Genomic DNA, 17,497 nt, shown 5'->3' with positions numbered 1-17,497 from the left:
CTGGGGCCAGCTGATCGGCCAGGCACACTAAACAGCATTACTCGTTGAAAGAGGAGCGGTCCATGACCGGAATAATCGTTGTCGGCGTCGACGGCAGTGAAACTGCACTGCGGGCGGCGCACACCGCGCGCGACCTCGCAGTTTCCGTGGGGGCGACACTTCATGTGGTCAGCGCCTTTGACAGCGACAAGACTCAGGTCTTCGGCAGCGGCAGTGACCAGTGGATCGTTTCCGACGCCGGCAACGCGGAAACGGTTGCGCGCTCGGTCGCGGAAGGCCTGCGCCGCCCGGACATCACCGTCACGTACGCCGCCGCGCGGGGCAAGCCGGCCGAGGCCCTGATCCGGGAAGCCGAACGGACCAGTGCCTTGATGATCGTGGTCGGCAACCGGCGCATGAGCGGAATCGGCCGGGTCTTGGGGAGCGTTGCGAACAGCGTGGCCCACAACGCCCCCTGTGACGTCTACATCGCCAAGACCGACGCCGACTGAGGCGCTACTGCTTCTTCGGTGCCGCTGCTGGCACGGCGGCCTGGCCGGTGTCTGAGCCTGCAGACCCAAGCATCCGCCGCAGGATTTTTCCTGAGGCGGATTTCGGCACGGCCTCGATGAACTCAACCTGTCGGATTTTCTTGAACGGTGCCACTCGGGCCGCCACGAAGTCCATGACGCCCGCCAGGTCCAAGGCATCGCCGTCCGCGCCCGGCTGGCGGACCACGAACGCCTTGGGCACTTCCTGGCCGTCGGCGTCGAGGGAGCCGACCACCGCGGAGTCGGCGATGCCGGGGTGGGTGAGGAGCAGCGCCTCCAGTTCCGCCGGGGCGATCTGGTAGCCGTTGTACTTGATCAGTTCCTTGAGCCGGTCCACGACCGTCACCACCCCGTCCGCCCGCACCGTGGCGATGTCCCCGGTGCGCAGGAAGCCGTCCGCGTCCAGGGTGTCCGCGGTTTCCTGCGGCCGGTTGAGGTAGCCGAGCATCACGTTCGGTCCGCGGCACAACAGGTGCCCCGGCGCGCTGGTTCCTTCCGCGGGAACCGGGATCTCCTCCCCCGTGGCCGGGTCCACGAGGCGGCACTGCATGTTCGGCACCGTGTACCCCACGGAACTGACGGGGACGCTGAGTCCATCGCGGCCTGCACGCGGAATGAGGTGCGAAACCGGGCTCATCTCGGTCATGCCGTAGCCCTGCAGGACCCGGCAGCCGAGACGGTCGGCCAGGCGCGTGCCGAGTTCGCCGTCCAGCGGCGCCGCGCCGGACAAGGTGGTGTGCACCGAGCTGAGGTCGTACTCGGCTACGAGCGGGTGCTTGGTCAGCGCCACGGCCACGGGAGGGGCGATGAACAGGTAGCTGCACCGGTGGTCCTGGATGATCCGCAGGAACTCAGGCAGATCGAACCGGGGCATGGTGACCAGGCTGGCCCGCTGGCGCAGTGCGAGGTTCAGCAGCACGGTCAGTCCGTAGATGTGGAAAAACGGCAGCAGCGCCAGGATCCGGTCGTCGGGGCCGACGTCGAGCAGGCCCCTGGCCTGTTCCACATTGGCGACCAGGTTCCGGTGGCTGAGCATGACCCCCTTCGGCCGGCCGGTGGTGCCGGAGGAGTAGGGCAGCACGGCCACATGCGTGGCGGGATCGAACGAGACGCGGGGAGCCGGTGCGCCCATGGCGAGCAGGTCGGCCAGCGAGGGGTGGCCGTCGGCGCCGTCGAGCACCACGAGCCGCGAGGCAGGGATCCCGGTCCTTTCGGCGGCTTCCCGGGCGGCCGGCAGCAGCGCCGATACGGTGAAGAGCCAGTCAGCGCCGGCGTCGGTGAGCTGGGCGGCGATCTCGTCCGCCGTGTACAGGGCGTTGATGGTGGTGACCGTGGCGCCGGCCCGGAGCAGTCCGTGGAAGACGGTCGCAAAGGCGGGGACGTTGGGGCACAGGATGGCTGCCACGCCGTGCACGCCCAGGCCCTGGGCGGCAACGGCGCCGGCGAGGGCGTCGATCTGCCCGCGCAGCGCCCGGTACGTGGTCTCCGCACCGCTGGCGCCATCGACGACGGCGACCCGGTCCAGGTCCTCCTCTGCCAGCGCGCCGAAAAGGTAGTCGTAAAATGCCGAGGTTGGGAACATCGACGTCGGGGTACGGGCTTGAAAACACGCAACATCTCCTTTGATCCGCTTCCGCCCGGGCTGTCGGCGGCTGGTGCCACTCTAGTGCCGGGGCGTATCCGCGGAACAGGACGGCGCGGACTCGACTGCGACTGGACTTGACGAGGATCACCCCCAGCCGTGGGCAGCCTCACCGCCCAGCGGGCCGCCCGGCACGGACCGGCTCAGTAAAATGGGAGGTGCCCTGCGATGGTGCGGACGTTTCGAGAACCCACCTACCAAGGGAGCCCCATGATCACTCTTCAGCGCCGCCAGCTGGTTGGCCACGACATCCTGCTGGCCCGGCACGGCAACCACATCAGCGCCATGCGCGTGGACCGCGGTGCCGGGCGCGTTGTCGCGTTCCTGGACGACGGATCAACCGACAGCGCACCCAACCTGATTGCCCCGGGCCTGCGCATGCCCGACACCATGCGCAGCGTGCTCCGTGAGGACTGGAAGTTCCTGACGGGAATCAGCGCTTGCAGCGCGGGGCTCGCGGGCCTGATGTTTGCCGCCTCGGCCGCCCTCGCCCGCATGAGCGGCGATCCCGCGCTGGTCCAGATCCTGACCGCATACTCGGGAAACTGACCCGCCCCGGGCCAGGCCCGCCCCTGGGAAACCCACGACTGGGAAACCCCAACACTGAGAAACCCCGCCGCTGAAATGGTTCAGCGGCGGGGTTCTGTTGTTTCGTGGCCTGTTTCGCCGGCTAGTCCAGCAGCAGGGCCGGCTCTTCCAGGATGGCGGCGACGTCGGCCATGAAGCGGGCCGAAAGGTCGCCGTCCACCACGCGGTGGTCGAAAGAGCCGCCGAGGGTGGTGATCCAGCGCGGAATGACTTCGCCGTCCAGGACCCAGGGCTTTTGCTTGATGGTGCCGAACGCCACGATCGCGACCTCGCCCGGGTTGATAATCGGCGTGCCGGTATCGATCCCGAGGGCGCCGATATTGGTCACGGTGAGCGTGCCGCCCCGCATCTGGGCAGGCTGGGTCTTGCCGGCCCGCGCCGTGGTGGCGAGCTCGTTCAGGGCCAGGGCCAGCTGCTTGAGCGAGAGGTCCTGGGCGTTCTTGATGTTCGGCACCATCAGCCCGCGGGGCGTCGCGGCCGCGATGCCCAGGTTCATGAAGTGCTTGACGTGGATCTCCGCGGAATCGCTGCCGTCCGGGTTGTCCACCCAGGTGGCGTTGACACTCGGGTTTCGCGCCGCGGCCCAAATAACCGCCTTGGCCAGGATCAGCAGCGGGGAGACCTTGATGCCTTCGAAGTCGCGGGAGGCTTTGAGGCGCTTGACGAATTCCATGGTGCGGCTGGCGTCGACGTCGACAAAGATGCTGACGTGCGGCGCGGCGAACGCGGATTCGACCATGGCCTTTGCGGTGGCTTTGCGGACGCCTTTGACCGGGATCCGCTCAATCCGCTGGTCCTGCGGGCGGCCGGACTTGCCCCAGAACGAGTCGGCCTTGTCCACCTCGGCGTCACGCTGGGCCTGGTAACTCACCAGGTCCTCCCGGGTCACTTCACCGCGGGCGCCGGTGGGCACGACGTCGGCCAGGTTGATCCCGAGGTCGCGGGCGATCTTGCGGACCGGCGGCTTGGCCAGCACCTTGCCGACCAGGCCGCTGATGGCACCGCCCAAGGTGGGGCGCGCGTCAACGGAGTCGTCGGGGGCTGTGGCCGCGTCGGCAGGGCGGCTGGCCGCGTCCGGGTTGATCCATATGTCGTGGGCCTCTACGCCCACCCGCTCGGCCACCGGGAAGGCAGCGCCGGTAGCCGCAGTGGAGGCCGGGGCTTCGTGGCCGGCGGCCGAAGGGGCGGAAATCCGCCGCCGGCGCTTGACGGCGTCGGCCTTGGGACCGGAGCCCACCAGCGGCCCGCCGGCCGGGCGCCCGGCTGCTTCGCCGGCGTCGGACGTATCAGCGGGCAGCGTGCCGTACATGGGCGCGGCGGCCGCCCGCTCCTGGGCGACGGGCGCTGCGGCAGGTGCCGCGGCGGCCGGCTCCGGGGCGGCGACGGCGTCGCTCACGCTGATGATCGGCGTGCCGACATCCACAGTGACCCCCTCGGGCACCAGCAGTTCGGTGACGGTTCCCGCGAACGGTGAGGGCAGTTCCACCAGGGACTTGGCCGTCTCGATCTCGCACAGGACGTCGTTGATGGCCACGGTATCGCCGGCCTTGACCTTCCAGGCGACGATTTCGGCCTCCGTCAGCCCTTCGCCGACGTCGGGCAGGTTGAACTTGTTGAGCGTCATGGGTCCTCGTCAGTACGCCAGGGCGCGGTCGAGCGCCTCAAGGATGCGGTCGATGTCCGGCAGGTAGTCTTCTTCGACCTTGGCCACGGGGTAGGGCATGTGAAATCCCCCGACGCGGATGACGGGGGCCTCCAGTGAATGGAACGCCCGTTCGCTGATCCGTGCGGCGATTTCGCCGCCGATGCCGCCGAATGTGGGGGCCTCGTGGGCCACGATCAGCCGGCCCGTCTTCCGGACCGAGGCCGTAACGGTGTCGAAGTCGATCGGCGAGATGGAACGGAGGTCGATTACCTCGACGCTGTGGCCGTCCTCGGCGGCGGCCTCGGCCGCGGCGAGGGCCACGGGCACCAGCGGGCCGTAGACGACGACGGTCGCGTCGGTGCCCTCGCGGAGCACATGCGCCTTGAAGGGGTCCGCGGACGCGCCAGGGGTCTCGGTGTCGACCTCGCCCTTGAGCCAGTAGCGGCGCTTGGGTTCGAAGACGATTACCGGATCCTGGCAGTCAACGGCCTGCTGGATCATCCAGTAGGCATCGTGCGGGTTGGACGGCGTGATGATGCGCAGCCCGGCCGTGTGGGCGAACAGCGCCTCCGGCGATTCGGAGTGGTGCTCAATTGAGCCGATGCCGCCGCCGTAAGGGATCCGGATGACGACGGGAACGGTCAGGTTGCCGTTGCTGCGCGAGTGCATCTTGGCCAGCTGGGTGGTGATCTGGTTGAACCCCGGGAACACGAAGCCGTCGAACTGGATCTCGCAGACCGGCTGGTAGCCCCGCAGGGACAGGCCGATCGCGGTGCCGATAATGCCGGATTCGGCCAGCGGGGTATCCACCACGCGGTCGGCGCCAAATTCGGCGATCAGCCCGTCGGTGACCCTATAGACGCCCCCAAGGGCCCCGATGTCCTCGCCCATCAGCAGCGAGCGGGGGTTGTTGCTCAGCGTGGCCCGCAGACCCTCATTGATGGCTTTCGCAATGGTCATGGTGGTCATCAGCGGGCCGCCCTGTCTGTCTGGACTGTCTCTGCCTCATCGGCGGACGCCTCATCGGCGGACGCCTCATCGGCGGACGCCTCATCGGCGAACCCTGCGCTGTATTCCTCGAACCAGGCCAGTTCCTCGGCCACCAGCGGGTGGGCCTCCACGTAGGTGTTGGCGAAGGCGGTCCGGATGTCCGGGGTTTCGAGGTCATGGGTGGTCTTGCGGACGTAGGCGGCGAGCTCGTCGCCGTCGGCCCTGACCTGCTCGAAGAAGCTGTCATCCGCGAGGCCCTCGGCCCGGAGATACTTCTCCAGCCGTGCCAGCGGGTCTTTGGCACGCCACAGGCCCTCTTCGGCGGATCCGCGGTACTTGGTGGGGTCATCGGCCGTGGTGTGCGCCCCGACCCGGTAGGTGAACGCCTCGATCAGCACGGGACCATGGCCGTCGCGGGCACGCTCCAGCGCCCATTCCGTGACCGCGTGGACCGCGATCACGTCATTGCCGTCCACCCTGATGCCGGGGAAGCCGTAGCCTTTGGCGCGGTTGGCGAGCGGGATGCGGGTCTGCACGGAACTCGGCACGGAGATGGCCCAGTGGTTGTTCTGGCAGAAGAAGACCACGGGCGCCTGGTAGGAGGCGGCGAACACCATGGATTCATGGACGTCCCCTTCGGAGCTGGCGCCGTCGCCGAAGTACACCATGACGGCGGCGTTCGGCTCCACCGACTGTCCCGCCTCCCCGCTGGCGACGGCGTTGGCGGCCGCCAGTTTCTGGTCCCGCTGGATGCCCATGGCGTAACCGACGGCGTGCGGGGTCTGGGCGGCCAGGACCAGCGTGTAGAGGTGGAAGTTCGTGTCCTTCGGGTTCCAGCCGCCGTTGGAGACGCCCCGGAACTGGCGCAGCAGCTCGGCCAGGTCCACGTTCCGCGTCAGGGCCACGCCGTGCTCGCGGTAGGTCGGGAAGATGTAGTCCTGCGGCTGGCTGGCCCGTCCGGAGCCGATCTGGGCGGCTTCCTGTCCCGTGAGCGGGACCCACAGGGCCAGTTGGCCCTGCCGTTGCAGAGCGGTGGCTTCCACGTCGAAACGGCGGATCTTGGCCATGTCCGCGTAGAAGCCGCGCAGCGTGTCCGGATCCAGCTTCTCGGCGTACTTTGAGAAGACCGGGTCCGAGCCCAGGGTGCCGTCCGGGCCCAGCAACTGCACCATCGGCTCGGCGGGGTCGCCGAGTTGGGCCTCGGCCTCCGCTTCGAGCTGGTCATCCATTTCGGTTCCGTCGAACTCGGTAGAGGGCAGATGTGTGGCGCCCATACCGTCTCCTTGCTTGACGCATCCGAATGCGCCGCAATCGCTGGGATATATGCCGGACCGGGAATACATTCCAGGTCCGGCATATATTTTGGCTTACTGGTCCTTACTTTATCCGCACGGGGCGGCCTGAGCGCGCAGTGTTAAGCGCTAGGAACGCTGCGGCGGTTTTGTATAGATCGCACAGAGCTCCAGGAAACGGGTGTTGGCTTCCGTTTCGCCGATGCTGACCCGGACGCCCTCGTTGCCGAAGGCACGCACGGACAGTGCCCGTTCCGCCGCGAGGGCGGCGAATTCCGAGCTGTTTTCGCCCAGATTGAGCCAGACAAAGTTGCCCTGGGCCTCCGGAACGAACCATCCGAGCTCACGCAGTCCGGCCGTGACCCGGTCCCGTTCGTCCACCAGGCTTTGTACCCTTTCTACAACATCGGCGAAGTGCTCGAGCGATGTAACAGCCGCCGTTTCCGCGATCTGGGACACGGCGAAGGGGGTGGCAGCGACGCGCAGGTGCTGTGTCAGCTCGGGCCGGGCGACGCTGTACCCCACGCGGAGTCCGGCGAGGCCGTGCGCTTTTGAGAAGGTCCGCAGGACAACGACGTTGGGGTACTTGCGGTACATGGCGATGCCGTCCACGGCGTCGCCGGCGCGCACGAATTCCTGGTAGGCCTCGTCGATGACCACCACGACGTCGGCCGGAACGGCGTTGATGAAGCGCTCCGTTTCCTCGGCCGTCAAGATGGGTCCGGTCGGGTTGTTGGGCGTGCACAGCAGGATCATCCGCGTCCGTGCAGTCACCGCGGCGGCCATGGCGTCCAGGCCATGGCGCCCGTCGGCCGTCAGCGGGATCCGGACGCTCTCGGCACCGGCCAGTCCGACGCAGATCGGGTAGGCCTCAAACGAGCGCCAGGCGTAGATGACTTCGTCGGCCTTGCCGTCGTCGTTCTGGCCGGCGAAGGTGGTCAGCAGCTGGTTCAGGGCGCCCAGGCTGCCGGCGCCCGTGACGATGTCCTCGGCGGGAACATCCAGGAAGCGGGCGAGCGATTCACGCAGCCTGCTGCTGAGCGGATCGGGGTAGCGGTTGAAGTCGGTCTGCGCCGCGATGGCCTGCTGCACTGCAGGGATCGGGGGCAACGGGTTTTCGTTGGAGGACAGCTTGTAGCTGGCCAGGCCTTCCACGGGGACGGGGGGTTTTCCGGCCGCGTAGCGGGGGAGGAGGTCTACCACCGGACGGGGCCTGATGCCCCCGGCCGGGTTTTCTGATGAAGTCATGCCAACTAGCCTACTTCGGGTCACTGCCGCCGTTGCGGGAGATGATCGCTGCCCCTATGGGACGGCCGCTGCCGACATGGGGAATATGGTCCCTGCCGTCGCCGCCGGGCGTATGACAGCATGGGGCCATGCGCTCATTCATCGTACGAGTCATCATCAACGGGTTGGCCCTGGCAATCGCCTGCTGGATCCTCACGGGCCTGGACATTTCCACCCAGGGCGACGGCACCATCAACATCGTCTTGGGCTACCTGTTCATCGGCTTGATCTTCGGCCTGGTCAATGCCTTCGTCAAGCCCATCGTCAGCCTCCTATCGCTGCCGATCACCATCCTCACCCTGGGCCTGTTCACCGTGGTTATCAACGCCGCGATGCTCTATCTGACATCCTGGATCAGCAGCTACACCACTGTGCACTTCACCATTGACTCGTTCTTCTGGACCGCCGTGTTCGCCGCCATCATCATCAGCGCGGTGTCCCTCGTGGCGAGCTTCCTTCCCGCCCTCGATCGTTAGAAGCGCCCGCGCCGCGCGGGCCCGAAGTGGTTGCGGGCGTTGCCCGCGGTTCCTGCCGGGCCTCGCGCCGGAGCGAGAACCGGGTCACCGTCGCCGCCCCGCCGGTTCCCACGACCGCGGCCAGCGCCGCGGTGGAGTCCTGCAACGTGTTGTCCCGGCTCGCCGAGATGAGCGCGGCCCCGTCGGCGTAATTCTCCAGCCGGTGCCCCGGACCCAGGCCCATGTCCTGGAGCGGCGGCACAGCCAGCGGGTTGGTGAGGGTCACGGTCACCCGGTCCCTGGTGTCCGGGTTCGCCTGGCCGTCTGCCCCCGGCACCCAGTCCTGCTCATGTTCCAGGTGCAGGCTGCGGATCCCCGGCCCCGGGCTGATTCCGCCCACCGGCGAGCCCGCGGTCAGCACGAACTTGAGGTCGTACTCAGCCAGGACAACGCGGTCCTTGCTGAGATTCATCGCGTGGATCCCGCCCTGGCTGTAACCGACGGCCACGAGCTGATCGCCGGCCTCGGCCCCGGCCTGCCGCAACGCCTCCCGGATGGCCTCCGCCGTCGACGCCGAGTCATAGCCCAGGGCCTCCGCGATGCCGGCGGGGTCAAAGGGGTTGGTGCCTTCCGGCAGGGCACCCTGCTGGGTTCCGGGAATGACCACCACCCACGCGGGCCGGGATCCGCCGTCGACCTCGATAACCTCGATCCGGCCGCCGTGCTCTCCCACTGCACCGGCCCGCCGCAACAGCCCGGCCGGTGAGAGGTCGACGTCGGCGGTAAACGTCTCCCGGCCCACGACGCTGACCGGACGGGGTTTGAGGAACACGAGCCCCGGCGCTTCCGTGGCGTCCCGGACCAGGCGGCGGATGTCAGTGGGGCCGGCCAGGGCGCCGGCTACGGCGGCCAGCGGCCCGGGCAGGCCAAGCAGCACGGTGAGATTCCGGGGCGCCATGGCGACCCAGTCTTCAACGGTCCCGCGCACCCCGGGCAGGGCGAAGGGCTCCGGTGCTGCGCCGTACTCGGAGCCGTGCAGTCCCATCCGCAGCAGCAGGGCATTCCGGGATTCGGCATATTCGTATTCACGGTGACTGGCGCGGACGTCGTCGCCGATCCGCTGCAGTTGCGCCCGGACGCGTCCGACCTCCCGGCCGGCCTCCCCCACGGCGATGATGGCGTTGCTGCCGCTGGTGTAGGACTCGGACTGATAGGGAAAGAGTGCGCGCCGGACGGTGTCGGCCTCCACTTCAACCATTTGCAGCTGCCGGACCAGCCCGTCCAGTGCCGCGGCACCCGCCAGCAGCTCCTCAAACTGGAAGCTCACCCCGCCGATTCCGCCCCGGATGAGCAGGCTGCCGTCGCGCGGCGGCGCGGAAACCCCGGGGCTGCTGCCGGAGCCAGCCGGAGTGGCCTCGGCCATCAGGGTCCCATCCGGTCCGCGGGCTGCGCCACATTCCGGGCGTGCCGGAGCACCACGGCAACAGCATCGAGCAGGGCATCCCGGCTCCGGCGCAGCGCCGCCGCGTGCAGGGACAAGGCCACACGGTAGGCGCGGCCGGCCGGTGACTGCCAGGTCTGCAGCTCAAGGCGGGCGAGGGCGGCGAGCACCGCATCAGCTTCATCGGCGCACCGGGCCACGCGCGCCGCGAACTGCTGGACTTCATAACTGTGCGAAGCGCACTCGAGGGCGTCGGCGGCCGTCACGCCAAGAACCGCCACGTCCTGCACTGCCAGGGTTCCCGCCGGTCCCGGCGGGAAGCCACCAGTCATTCCTCTGGTCATGGAACGACGCTAGCGGGGCGGCCGGTGCCCGCTGAAGAGCGCCGTCAGGCTATGTGGACAACGTCCCGGACCGCCATGCACTGCCAGCCGGCAATGTCATAAGGACGGGGGCGCTTAAGGCCCGGCGGCACTTCGTGAAAGAATCGGCACATGCCTGAAACTGCCGCCACAGCTGATACCCGCACGCCGTCCGGACGCCTGGCCCTCGCCGCGTCCGACCACCAGATCGCGCTCGGCCCGCTGGATGGCCGCTACCAGTCCGCCGTCGCGCCGCTGGTCGACTACCTTTCCGAGGCGGCCCTGAACCGCGACCGCGTGGCTGTTGAGGTCGAGTGGCTGATCCACCTGACCGGCAACAGCGTCCTGCCCGGGGCCGGCCCGCTCACGGCGGAACAACAGCAACAACTGCGCGCGATCGTCACGGAGTTCGACGCCGCCTCCGTCACCGAATTGGCCGAGATCGAGGCCGTGACGGTCCACGACGTCAAGGCTGTCGAGTACTACATCGGCCGCCGCCTGCCAGGCATCGGAATCGACCGGCTGACCGCCATGGTGCACTTCGGCTGCACCTCCGAAGACATCAACAACCTCTCCTACGCCCTTGGCATCAAGGGGGCCGTGGAGGATGTGTGGCTGCCCGCGGCCCGCGCCCTCGTCGCCCAGATCAGCGCCATGGCCGGGGACAACCGCGCCATGCCGATGCTCTCCCGCACGCACGGCCAGCCCGCCACGCCCACCACGCTGGGCAAGGAGCTGGCCGTCATCGCGCACCGGCTCAACCGGCAGCTGGACCGGATCGCCCGCACCGAATACCTCGGCAAGATCAACGGCGCCACCGGCACCTACGCCGCCCACGTCGCCTCCGTCCCGGGCGCCGACTGGGAGCACGTCGCCAAGGGCTTCGTCGAAGGCCTCGGCCTGGCCTGGAACCCGCTGACCACCCAGATCGAAAGCCACGACTGGCAGGCCGAACTCTATGCCGACGTCGCGCGTTTCAACCGCATCCTGCACAACGTCTGCACCGACATCTGGAGCTACATCTCGATCGGCTACTTCGTGCAGATCCCGGTGGCAGGCGCCACGGGTTCCTCGACCATGCCGCACAAGGTGAACCCGATCCGTTTCGAGAACGCCGAGGCCAACCTCGAGATCTCCTCCGGCCTGCTGGACGTGCTCGGCTCCACCCTGGTCACCTCCCGCTGGCAGCGTGATCTCACCGACTCCTCCTCGCAGCGCAACATCGGTGTGGCGTTCGGCCACTCGCTGCTCGCCATCTCGAACGTTTCCAAGGGCCTGGACCGGCTCAAGGTTGCCGAGGACGTGCTGGCCGCGGACCTGGACACGAACTGGGAAGTCCTCGGCGAAGCCATCCAGATGGTCATGCGCGCCGAGGCCATCGCCGGCGTCGACGGCATGGAAAACCCGTACGAGCGGCTCAAGGACCTGACCCGCGGCCAGCGCGTGGATGCCGCCCGGATGCAGGAATTCGTCCAGAGCCTCGGCCTGTCCGCCGACGCCGAAGCCCGCCTGCTGGCGCTGACCCCGGGCAAGTACACAGGCATCGCGGACCAGCTGGTGGACCACCTCAAATGAGACTTCTGCTCATCCGGCACGGCCAGACGCCCGGCAATGTCCTGGGCCAGCTGGACACAGCGCACCCGGGGCCAGGGCTGACCGAACTCGGCCAGCGTCAGGCTGAGGTGTTGTCCCGCGCCCTGGCGAACGAGCGGATCCTTGCCCTGTACGCTTCCACCCTGGTTCGGACGCAGATCACGGCGGCACCGCTCGCCCGGGTGCACGGGCTGGAAACCGAGGTGCTTGAGGGCCTTCACGAGATCGAAGCCGGGTCGCTGGAAAAGCAGACGGACCACGAATCGCACAAGCGGTACATCGGCACCATTTTTTCGTGGGCGGACGGCGAGCTGGAGCGCCGGATGCCTGCCGGTCCCAGCGGCCGGGACTTCTTTGAACGCTACGACGCCGCGATCGCCACAATAGCGGCCCGCACCAACGGGGCCGGGGACTCAGGATCCGTGGCCGTGGTCAGCCACGGCGCCGCCATCCGGGTGTGGGCGGGCCTGCGGGCAGAGAACATCGAACCGGACTTTGCCATCCGGCACGTGCTGGACAACACCGGAATCGTGGCGCTGGAAGGCGATCCCGCGAACGGTTGGAAACTCATCCACTGGGACGGCAGCCCCGTGGGCGGACTGGCACTGGCGGATCCGACGGCGGAGGATCCCACCGGCCGTCCGGCGTAGCGGCCAGGGCACCCGTCGGGGGCGTACGCTGCGTGCCGGGACTGGACTGCTCCCCCGGACGCGGCGATGATGAAAGCAGGCGTGGGGACAGGATGGTCGGCCGCGGCATGCGGTTGATCCCGCGCAGTGGAGGCGCAGGGGCATGTCACGCAAATCGGAACACCCGGGGCATGCGCCCGCCGGCGCAGTCCACGTCTTCGATGAACAGTTCCTCGCAGCCTATTACGAGCACGCTGCGCCCGAGGACCTCCAAGGCTACAGTCCCGAAAACCTTGAGCAGCGGGCCAGGCGCCATGCGGAACTGGCGGACAGCCGCCCGTCGGGCACGGCGGCCGTCGCCATCCTGAACGAAAGCGACGCCAGCGTCCTGCTGGTGGTTGCAGACACCCTGCCGCATCTGATCCATTCGCTCACCGCCGAGCTGGCCCGCGAAAACGAGTCCATCCGGTTGCTGGTGCATCCCAATTTCCTGGTGCGGCGGGATCCGCGGACTGGCCGGCTGATGGAAATACGGCATGGGTCGTCGCAGTCCGGACCGGCGGGCCGAATCGCCGGCATCCCGGGCGCTGTGGCGACCGGCGCCGCCCAGGAGCCGCCGGGGTGGTCGTCCGAAACCTGGGTGGCGGCGGAGATTGGCCGCCTGCCGGGGTCACGGGCCATCGCGGAGCTCACCGGCAACGTGCGTCGTGTCCTGGCGGACGTCCAGTTGGTTGCGGACGACACCCCCGCCATTCACGCCAGCCTCGCCCGCGCCATCAATTCCCTGGACCAGCTGCCCGCAGGCACGGTTCCGACCCCGGAGCAGCTCGGCGAGCTCCTGGACTGGCTGGACCGCGGCAACTTCACGTTTTTGGGTTACAGCGAATTTGAATACTCGACGTCGGAGGGCACCGATGTCGTGGCGTTGCGGCCGGGCACGGGGCTGGGTTTGCTCAGGGACGGTCGGCCGGAGGCCCGCCAGCCCGTCACGGGACTACCCCATTCACAGGTTTTCACCATCTCCATTTCTGATCTGAGATCGTCGGTCCCCCGCCCGGCCTACCTGGACGAAATCCTCGTCCGGACCTTCGGCAGCGCAGGGAAAGGCACGGGAGAAGTGCGGTTTGTGGGCCTCTTCGCCCCGGGCGCCACGGGCCGGTCCGTGCGGCGCATCCCGATGATCCGGGACAAGGTACGCGCCATCCGGGAACGCTTCGGCTTCACCGAGGCCTCCCACCAGGGCAAACAGCTTCTCACCGTCCTCGAGTCCTTCCCCTTGGACGAGCTGTTCCATCGGGACCTGGATGAACTTTCCGGGCTTGCCCGGGAGATCCTGCTCCTGCAAGCGCACCACCAGACACGGGTGTTCCTGCGCTCTGACAGCTATGGCCGCTTCATGACCGCCCTGGTGTTCCTCCCCCGGCACAGGTACAGCACGTCCGTGCGCCTCCGGATCGAAAACGAGCTCAAACAGGCTTTCCGGTCCTCCTCGCTCGAATTCGAAGTCCGGCTGAGTGAATCCCCGATGGCCCGCGTGTTCTTCCGGATACAACTGCCTGCCGGCGGGATGCCCGACGTCGATTCCGCTGCGGTGGAGCGGAGCATTATCAGCGCCACGCGGACCTGGGCCGCGGGCCTGGACGAAGCGCTCCGTGCCAGGTTGCCGTCCGCGGAGGCCAGCCGGTTGTCGACGCTGTGGTCCGCCGCCTTCCCGGCCAGCTACCGGGCTGATTTCGACGTCGAGGACGCGGTTGAAGACATCAGACGGTTTGAGAAGTTCGATCTCGACGGCACGGGCGGCCGACCGCTGAACGATCCTCAGCTTGCCGTTCATGTCCCCACGGCTGCGGCCCCGACGCTGGCCGAAGACGCACGGATCCGGCTCTACCTGACCACCGCCCATAGCCTGACGCGGATCCTGCCGTTCTTCCACAACCTCGGCCTGGAGGTGCTGAACCAACGGCCCTTCGATGTTGTGCGCGGGAGCGACCGGCCGTTGTTCCTCTATGACCTCGGCGTCCGGTACCCAGCGGGCGTGGATCCGGCCCGGACCAGCGGGCTGCTGCGGGATGCCTTCGCGGCCGCCATGCGCGGGGACTCGGAATCGGACCGCTTTGACGGCCTTGTCCTCCGGGAGGGCATCGAGTGGCGCCAGGCGGCAATCCTGCGCAGCTATGCCAAGTACCTGCAGCAACTGGGCACGACGACCTCCTACGGCTTCATGGCCGACACCCTGCTGGCCAATGCCCGGGCCACCCATGCGCTCTTGGCACTATTCCGGGCCAAGTTTGATCCCGACCTGCAGGCGCCGGGCCGGTTCGGGGACACCGACGCGGCCCGGAAGGAACTGCTGGCCGCGGTCGACGACATTCCCGTCCTCGACGCCGACCGGCTGCTGCGCACCTTCATGAACCTGGTGGAATCCACGCTCCGCACCAACTACTTCCAGGGGCGGCTCCACCTGAGCTTTAAGCTGAACCCCGCCGCCATTGCCAGTGCGCCGCTTCCGCGTCCCAAATACGAAATCTGGGTGTACTCGCCCCGCGTCGAAGGCGTTCACCTGCGTTTCGGGGCACTGGCCCGGGGCGGGTTGCGCTGGTCCGACCGAAGCGAGGATTTCCGCACCGAGGTCCTGGGCCTGGTCAAGGCGCAGAACGTGAAGAACTCGGTGATTGTGCCCACCGGCGCCAAGGGCGGTTTTTATCCCAAACAGTTGCCGGACCCCTCCGTGGACCGCGACGCTTGGCTGACGGAGGGCCTTCAGTGCTACCGGATCTTCGTCCGCGGGCTGCTGGACGTCACCGACAACCTGGTCACCACTGCGCACGGGGAAACAGTGGTGCCTCCGGCGCGGGTGGTGCGGCACGACGTCGACGACTATTACCTCGTGGTGGCGGCGGACAAGGGAACAGCGTCATTTTCCGATGCTGCGAACGCGGTGGCCGAGGAATACGGCTTCTGGCTGGGCGATGCTTTCGCGTCCGGCGGGACGGTGGGCTTTGACCATAAGCAGATAGGCATCACGGCCCGCGGGGCTTGGGAATCCGTGAAGCACCATTTCCGCGAACTCGGGGTGAACTGCCAGGAAGAGGACTTCACAGTTGCCGGCATCGGCGATATGAGCGGCGACGTCTTTGGGAACGGGATGCTTCTCTCCCGCCACATCCGCCTGGTGGCAGCTTTCGATCACCGGCACATCTTCCTTGACCCGGCGCCGGATGCGGCGGCCTCGTTCGAGGAACGGCAGCGGCTCTTTGCCCTCCCCCGTTCCTCCTGGGCAGACTACAATCCAGCGCTGATCAGCAAGGGTGGTGGTGTCCACTCCCGCGGGGCCAAGGCGATCAGCATCACGGAACAGGTCAGGAGTTCCCTCGGCCTGGACCCGGGCACCGTGTCGCTGCCACCCCATGCGCTGCTTCAGGCCATCCTCCGGGCGCCCGTGGACCTGCTGTACAACGGCGGCATCGGAACCTACGTCAAGGCCTCGTTAGAAGGCAACGCCGAGGTTGGCGACAAGGCGAACGACCCCATCAGGGTCAACGGCAATGAGGTCCGAACGAAGATCATCGCCGAGGGCGGGAACCTGGGAATCACGCAGCTCGGGCGGATTGAGGCCGCTCTGTCCGGCGTCCTGCTCAATACCGATGCGATCGACAACTCAGCCGGAGTTGACTGCTCGGATCATGAGGTAAACATCAAGATCTTCGTGGACCGGATGATCGCCGCGGGAAAGATGAAGCCGGCGGAACGCGCGGGCTTCCTGCATTCCCTCACGGACGAAGTGGCCAGCCTGGTCCTGGCCAATAACACGGACCAGAATGTCCTGCTCTACAACGACCGGCACCTGGTGCTGGCGTGGAGCCCGGGTTTCGAACGGACCATGGACTGGCTCGAGAACGCCACCGACCTTGACCGCAGGCTGGAGGGTCTGCCCAGCAACGAACAGCTCCGGGAACGGCTGCGGTCCGGTGAGGGCCTGACCGCGCCCGAACTTGCGGTGCTGGCCGCTTACGCCAAGATCGAACTGGCCGCAGAGCTCAATGCCAGCGACCTTGCCGACGACCCGTGGTTCCGGCGCGTCCTGCGCGGGTACTTCCCGCGTCTGCTGTCCGAACGTTTCGAAGCAGAGCTTGAGGGCCACCCTCTGCGCCGCCAGATCGTGTGCACAGTGGTGGCCAACGACATGATCAACCTCGGCGGAATCACGTTCGCCTTCCGCGCCATCGAGGAAACCACTGCGACGGCCGCAGGTGTTGCCAGGGCCTTTGTGATGGCGCGGGAAGCCTACGACCTGCCGTGGATCGTCAACCGGCTGGCCGCACTCCCCGCCGGATATCCCAACGAAGTCATCGCCGAAGCAACCCTGCACATGCGCAGGGTCCTGGACCGGGCCACGCGGTGGTACGTGACGCACGACCACCGCGACCAGCCCGTGGACGCCGCCTTGGGCAGGATCATGCCCGCCCTGGACCTGCTGCGGACCCGGACCGTGGACTACCTCCGCGGCTCCGACCTGGACCGTGTGCAAGAGCGGCTCGCGCACTGGGACGCCGTGGGGATGCCCCCAGAGCTGGGCCGGCGCGCCTCGGACCTGTTGGAGAGTTTCGGGCTGCTGGATATCTCCCTGATCTCCGAAGGAGTACGCGAGCCGATCGCCGCCATCGCCGAGGTGTACTACGCGGTGTTCCAGCGAATCGGCGCCGCGAACCTGCTGCTCAGCATCACCGACCTGCCCCGGCAGAGCCGCTGGGAGGCCCTCGCTCGGGCTGCCCTGCGCGATGATGTGTATTCCGCTGTAGCGGACATGACCGTCTCGGTGATGGAGACCACCCACGGCCCTGGTGCCGCAGAGGCCGGCACATCCGACGCCGTGGAGCGCATCGTGGAGTGGGAACGCGGGCACCAGGAGCAGCTGGGCCGGCTCAAGGACACCTTCGCGGAAGTGACCAAACCGGGGCAGGTGGACATCGCCTCGATCTCTGTGGCGCTGAAACTCCTGCGGACACTGGTGCGGCGCTAGGTTGTGGCCACCGCCAGGTCCAC

General features: G+C 67.7%; 12 protein-coding genes and 1 pseudogene. 6 read left to right on the top strand and 7 right to left on the bottom strand.

Going from position 1 to position 17,497, the window contains the following annotated elements; genetic code table 11:
- The first annotated feature begins 62 nt into the window (after positions 1-62).
- A complete protein-coding gene (locus tag AC1DXI_RS18995; protein ID WP_223914942.1) occupies positions 63-491 on the top strand; it encodes a universal stress protein in 429 nt (142 codons plus the stop codon).
- A 4-nt stretch (positions 492-495) separates the two neighbouring features.
- On the opposite strand, the pseudogene AC1DXI_RS18990 reads toward AC1DXI_RS18995, so the two are convergent.
- Positions 496-2,140 (bottom strand): annotated as a pseudogene (locus AC1DXI_RS18990) (AMP-binding protein).
- A 242-nt stretch (positions 2,141-2,382) separates the two neighbouring features.
- Here AC1DXI_RS18990 and AC1DXI_RS18985 point away from each other — a divergent pair.
- Entirely contained in the window at positions 2,383-2,721 is a 339-nt protein-coding gene (locus AC1DXI_RS18985) for a hypothetical protein (RefSeq protein ID WP_018775393.1), read from the top strand.
- Between the two features lie 121 nt (positions 2,722-2,842).
- Here AC1DXI_RS18985 and AC1DXI_RS18980 read toward each other — a convergent pair whose 3' ends face one another.
- The 4 genes from AC1DXI_RS18980 to AC1DXI_RS18965 all read right to left on the bottom strand — a co-directional run bounded on the left by AC1DXI_RS18980 (position 2,843) and on the right by AC1DXI_RS18965 (position 7,935).
- Positions 2,843-4,384, bottom strand: a complete 1,542-nt coding sequence (locus AC1DXI_RS18980) for a dihydrolipoamide acetyltransferase family protein (protein WP_476939893.1) — start codon at positions 4,382-4,384, stop codon at positions 2,843-2,845.
- A 9-nt stretch (positions 4,385-4,393) separates the two neighbouring features.
- Positions 4,394-5,374: an alpha-ketoacid dehydrogenase subunit beta gene (locus tag AC1DXI_RS18975; protein WP_018775391.1), complete on the bottom strand. Its 981-nt coding sequence runs from the start codon at positions 5,372-5,374 to the stop codon at positions 4,394-4,396.
- Positions 5,374-6,669: a thiamine pyrophosphate-dependent dehydrogenase E1 component subunit alpha gene (locus tag AC1DXI_RS18970; protein ID WP_476939892.1), complete on the bottom strand. Its 1,296-nt coding sequence runs from the start codon at positions 6,667-6,669 to the stop codon at positions 5,374-5,376. The genes AC1DXI_RS18975 and AC1DXI_RS18970 overlap by 1 nt, the downstream gene beginning before the upstream one ends.
- A gap of 147 nt (positions 6,670-6,816) precedes the next feature.
- On the bottom strand, positions 6,817-7,935 hold the full coding sequence (locus AC1DXI_RS18965; RefSeq protein WP_476939891.1) for a histidinol-phosphate transaminase: 1,119 nt from the start codon (positions 7,933-7,935) through the stop codon (positions 6,817-6,819).
- A gap of 128 nt (positions 7,936-8,063) precedes the next feature.
- Between AC1DXI_RS18965 and AC1DXI_RS18960 the strand changes: the two genes are divergently transcribed.
- Entirely contained in the window at positions 8,064-8,450 is a 387-nt protein-coding gene (locus tag AC1DXI_RS18960) for a phage holin family protein (protein ID WP_079555111.1), read from the top strand.
- On the opposite strand, the gene AC1DXI_RS18955 is transcribed toward AC1DXI_RS18960, so the two are convergent.
- Both AC1DXI_RS18955 and AC1DXI_RS18950 read right to left on the bottom strand, forming a co-directional pair.
- Positions 8,401-9,852: a hypothetical protein gene (locus tag AC1DXI_RS18955; RefSeq protein ID WP_476939890.1), complete on the bottom strand. Its 1,452-nt coding sequence runs from the start codon at positions 9,850-9,852 to the stop codon at positions 8,401-8,403. The two genes, AC1DXI_RS18960 and AC1DXI_RS18955, sit on opposite strands and share 50 nt — an antisense overlap.
- Positions 9,852-10,214 (bottom strand): hypothetical protein, encoded by a 363-nt coding sequence (locus tag AC1DXI_RS18950; RefSeq protein WP_476939889.1) that lies wholly within the window; start codon positions 10,212-10,214, stop codon positions 9,852-9,854. The genes AC1DXI_RS18955 and AC1DXI_RS18950 overlap by 1 nt, the downstream gene beginning before the upstream one ends.
- 150 nt (positions 10,215-10,364) lie before the next feature.
- On the opposite strand from AC1DXI_RS18950, the gene purB reads away from it, so the two are divergent.
- From purB to AC1DXI_RS18935, 3 genes are all read left to right on the top strand, one after another.
- Complete coding sequence (gene purB / locus AC1DXI_RS18945) at positions 10,365-11,807, top strand: adenylosuccinate lyase (RefSeq protein WP_476939888.1); 1,443 nt, start codon at positions 10,365-10,367, stop codon at positions 11,805-11,807.
- A complete protein-coding gene (locus AC1DXI_RS18940; RefSeq protein ID WP_018775384.1) occupies positions 11,804-12,475 on the top strand; it encodes a histidine phosphatase family protein in 672 nt (223 codons plus the stop codon). Before purB ends, AC1DXI_RS18940 begins: the two co-directional genes overlap by 4 nt.
- Before the next feature lie 142 nt (positions 12,476-12,617).
- Entirely contained in the window at positions 12,618-17,474 is a 4,857-nt protein-coding gene (locus AC1DXI_RS18935) for an NAD-glutamate dehydrogenase (RefSeq protein WP_476939887.1), read from the top strand.
- Positions 17,475-17,497 lie beyond the last annotated feature (23 nt).

The sequence above is a fragment of the Arthrobacter sp. P1_H7 genome, assembly GCF_056405215.1.
The sequence above is the reverse complement of the archived record's forward strand: the minus strand, read 5'-3'. Positions and strand labels throughout refer to the sequence as shown.

What these genes read in the sequence shown, in the direction of transcription:
- AC1DXI_RS18995 (WP_223914942.1), top strand. Translation starts at nt 63, where the DNA reads ATGACCGGAATAATCGTTGTCGGCGTCGACGGCAGTGAAACTGCACTG.
- AC1DXI_RS18985 (WP_018775393.1), top strand. Translation starts at nt 2,383, where the DNA reads ATGATCACTCTTCAGCGCCGCCAGCTGGTTGGCCACGACATCCTGCTG.
- AC1DXI_RS18980 (WP_476939893.1), bottom strand. Translation starts at nt 4,384, where the DNA reads ATGACGCTCAACAAGTTCAACCTGCCCGACGTCGGCGAAGGGCTGACG.
- purB (WP_476939888.1), top strand. Translation starts at nt 10,365, where the DNA reads ATGCCTGAAACTGCCGCCACAGCTGATACCCGCACGCCGTCCGGACGC.
- AC1DXI_RS18965 (WP_476939891.1), bottom strand. Translation starts at nt 7,935, where the DNA reads ATGACTTCATCAGAAAACCCGGCCGGGGGCATCAGGCCCCGTCCGGTG.
- AC1DXI_RS18955 (WP_476939890.1), bottom strand. Translation starts at nt 9,852, where the DNA reads ATGGCCGAGGCCACTCCGGCTGGCTCCGGCAGCAGCCCCGGGGTTTCC.
- AC1DXI_RS18935 (WP_476939887.1), top strand. Translation starts at nt 12,618, where the DNA reads ATGTCACGCAAATCGGAACACCCGGGGCATGCGCCCGCCGGCGCAGTC.
- AC1DXI_RS18970 (WP_476939892.1), bottom strand. Translation starts at nt 6,669, where the DNA reads ATGGGCGCCACACATCTGCCCTCTACCGAGTTCGACGGAACCGAAATG.
- AC1DXI_RS18960 (WP_079555111.1), top strand. Translation starts at nt 8,064, where the DNA reads ATGCGCTCATTCATCGTACGAGTCATCATCAACGGGTTGGCCCTGGCA.
- AC1DXI_RS18950 (WP_476939889.1), bottom strand. Translation starts at nt 10,214, where the DNA reads ATGACCAGAGGAATGACTGGTGGCTTCCCGCCGGGACCGGCGGGAACC.
- AC1DXI_RS18940 (WP_018775384.1), top strand. Translation starts at nt 11,804, where the DNA reads ATGAGACTTCTGCTCATCCGGCACGGCCAGACGCCCGGCAATGTCCTG.
- AC1DXI_RS18975 (WP_018775391.1), bottom strand. Translation starts at nt 5,374, where the DNA reads ATGACCACCATGACCATTGCGAAAGCCATCAATGAGGGTCTGCGGGCC.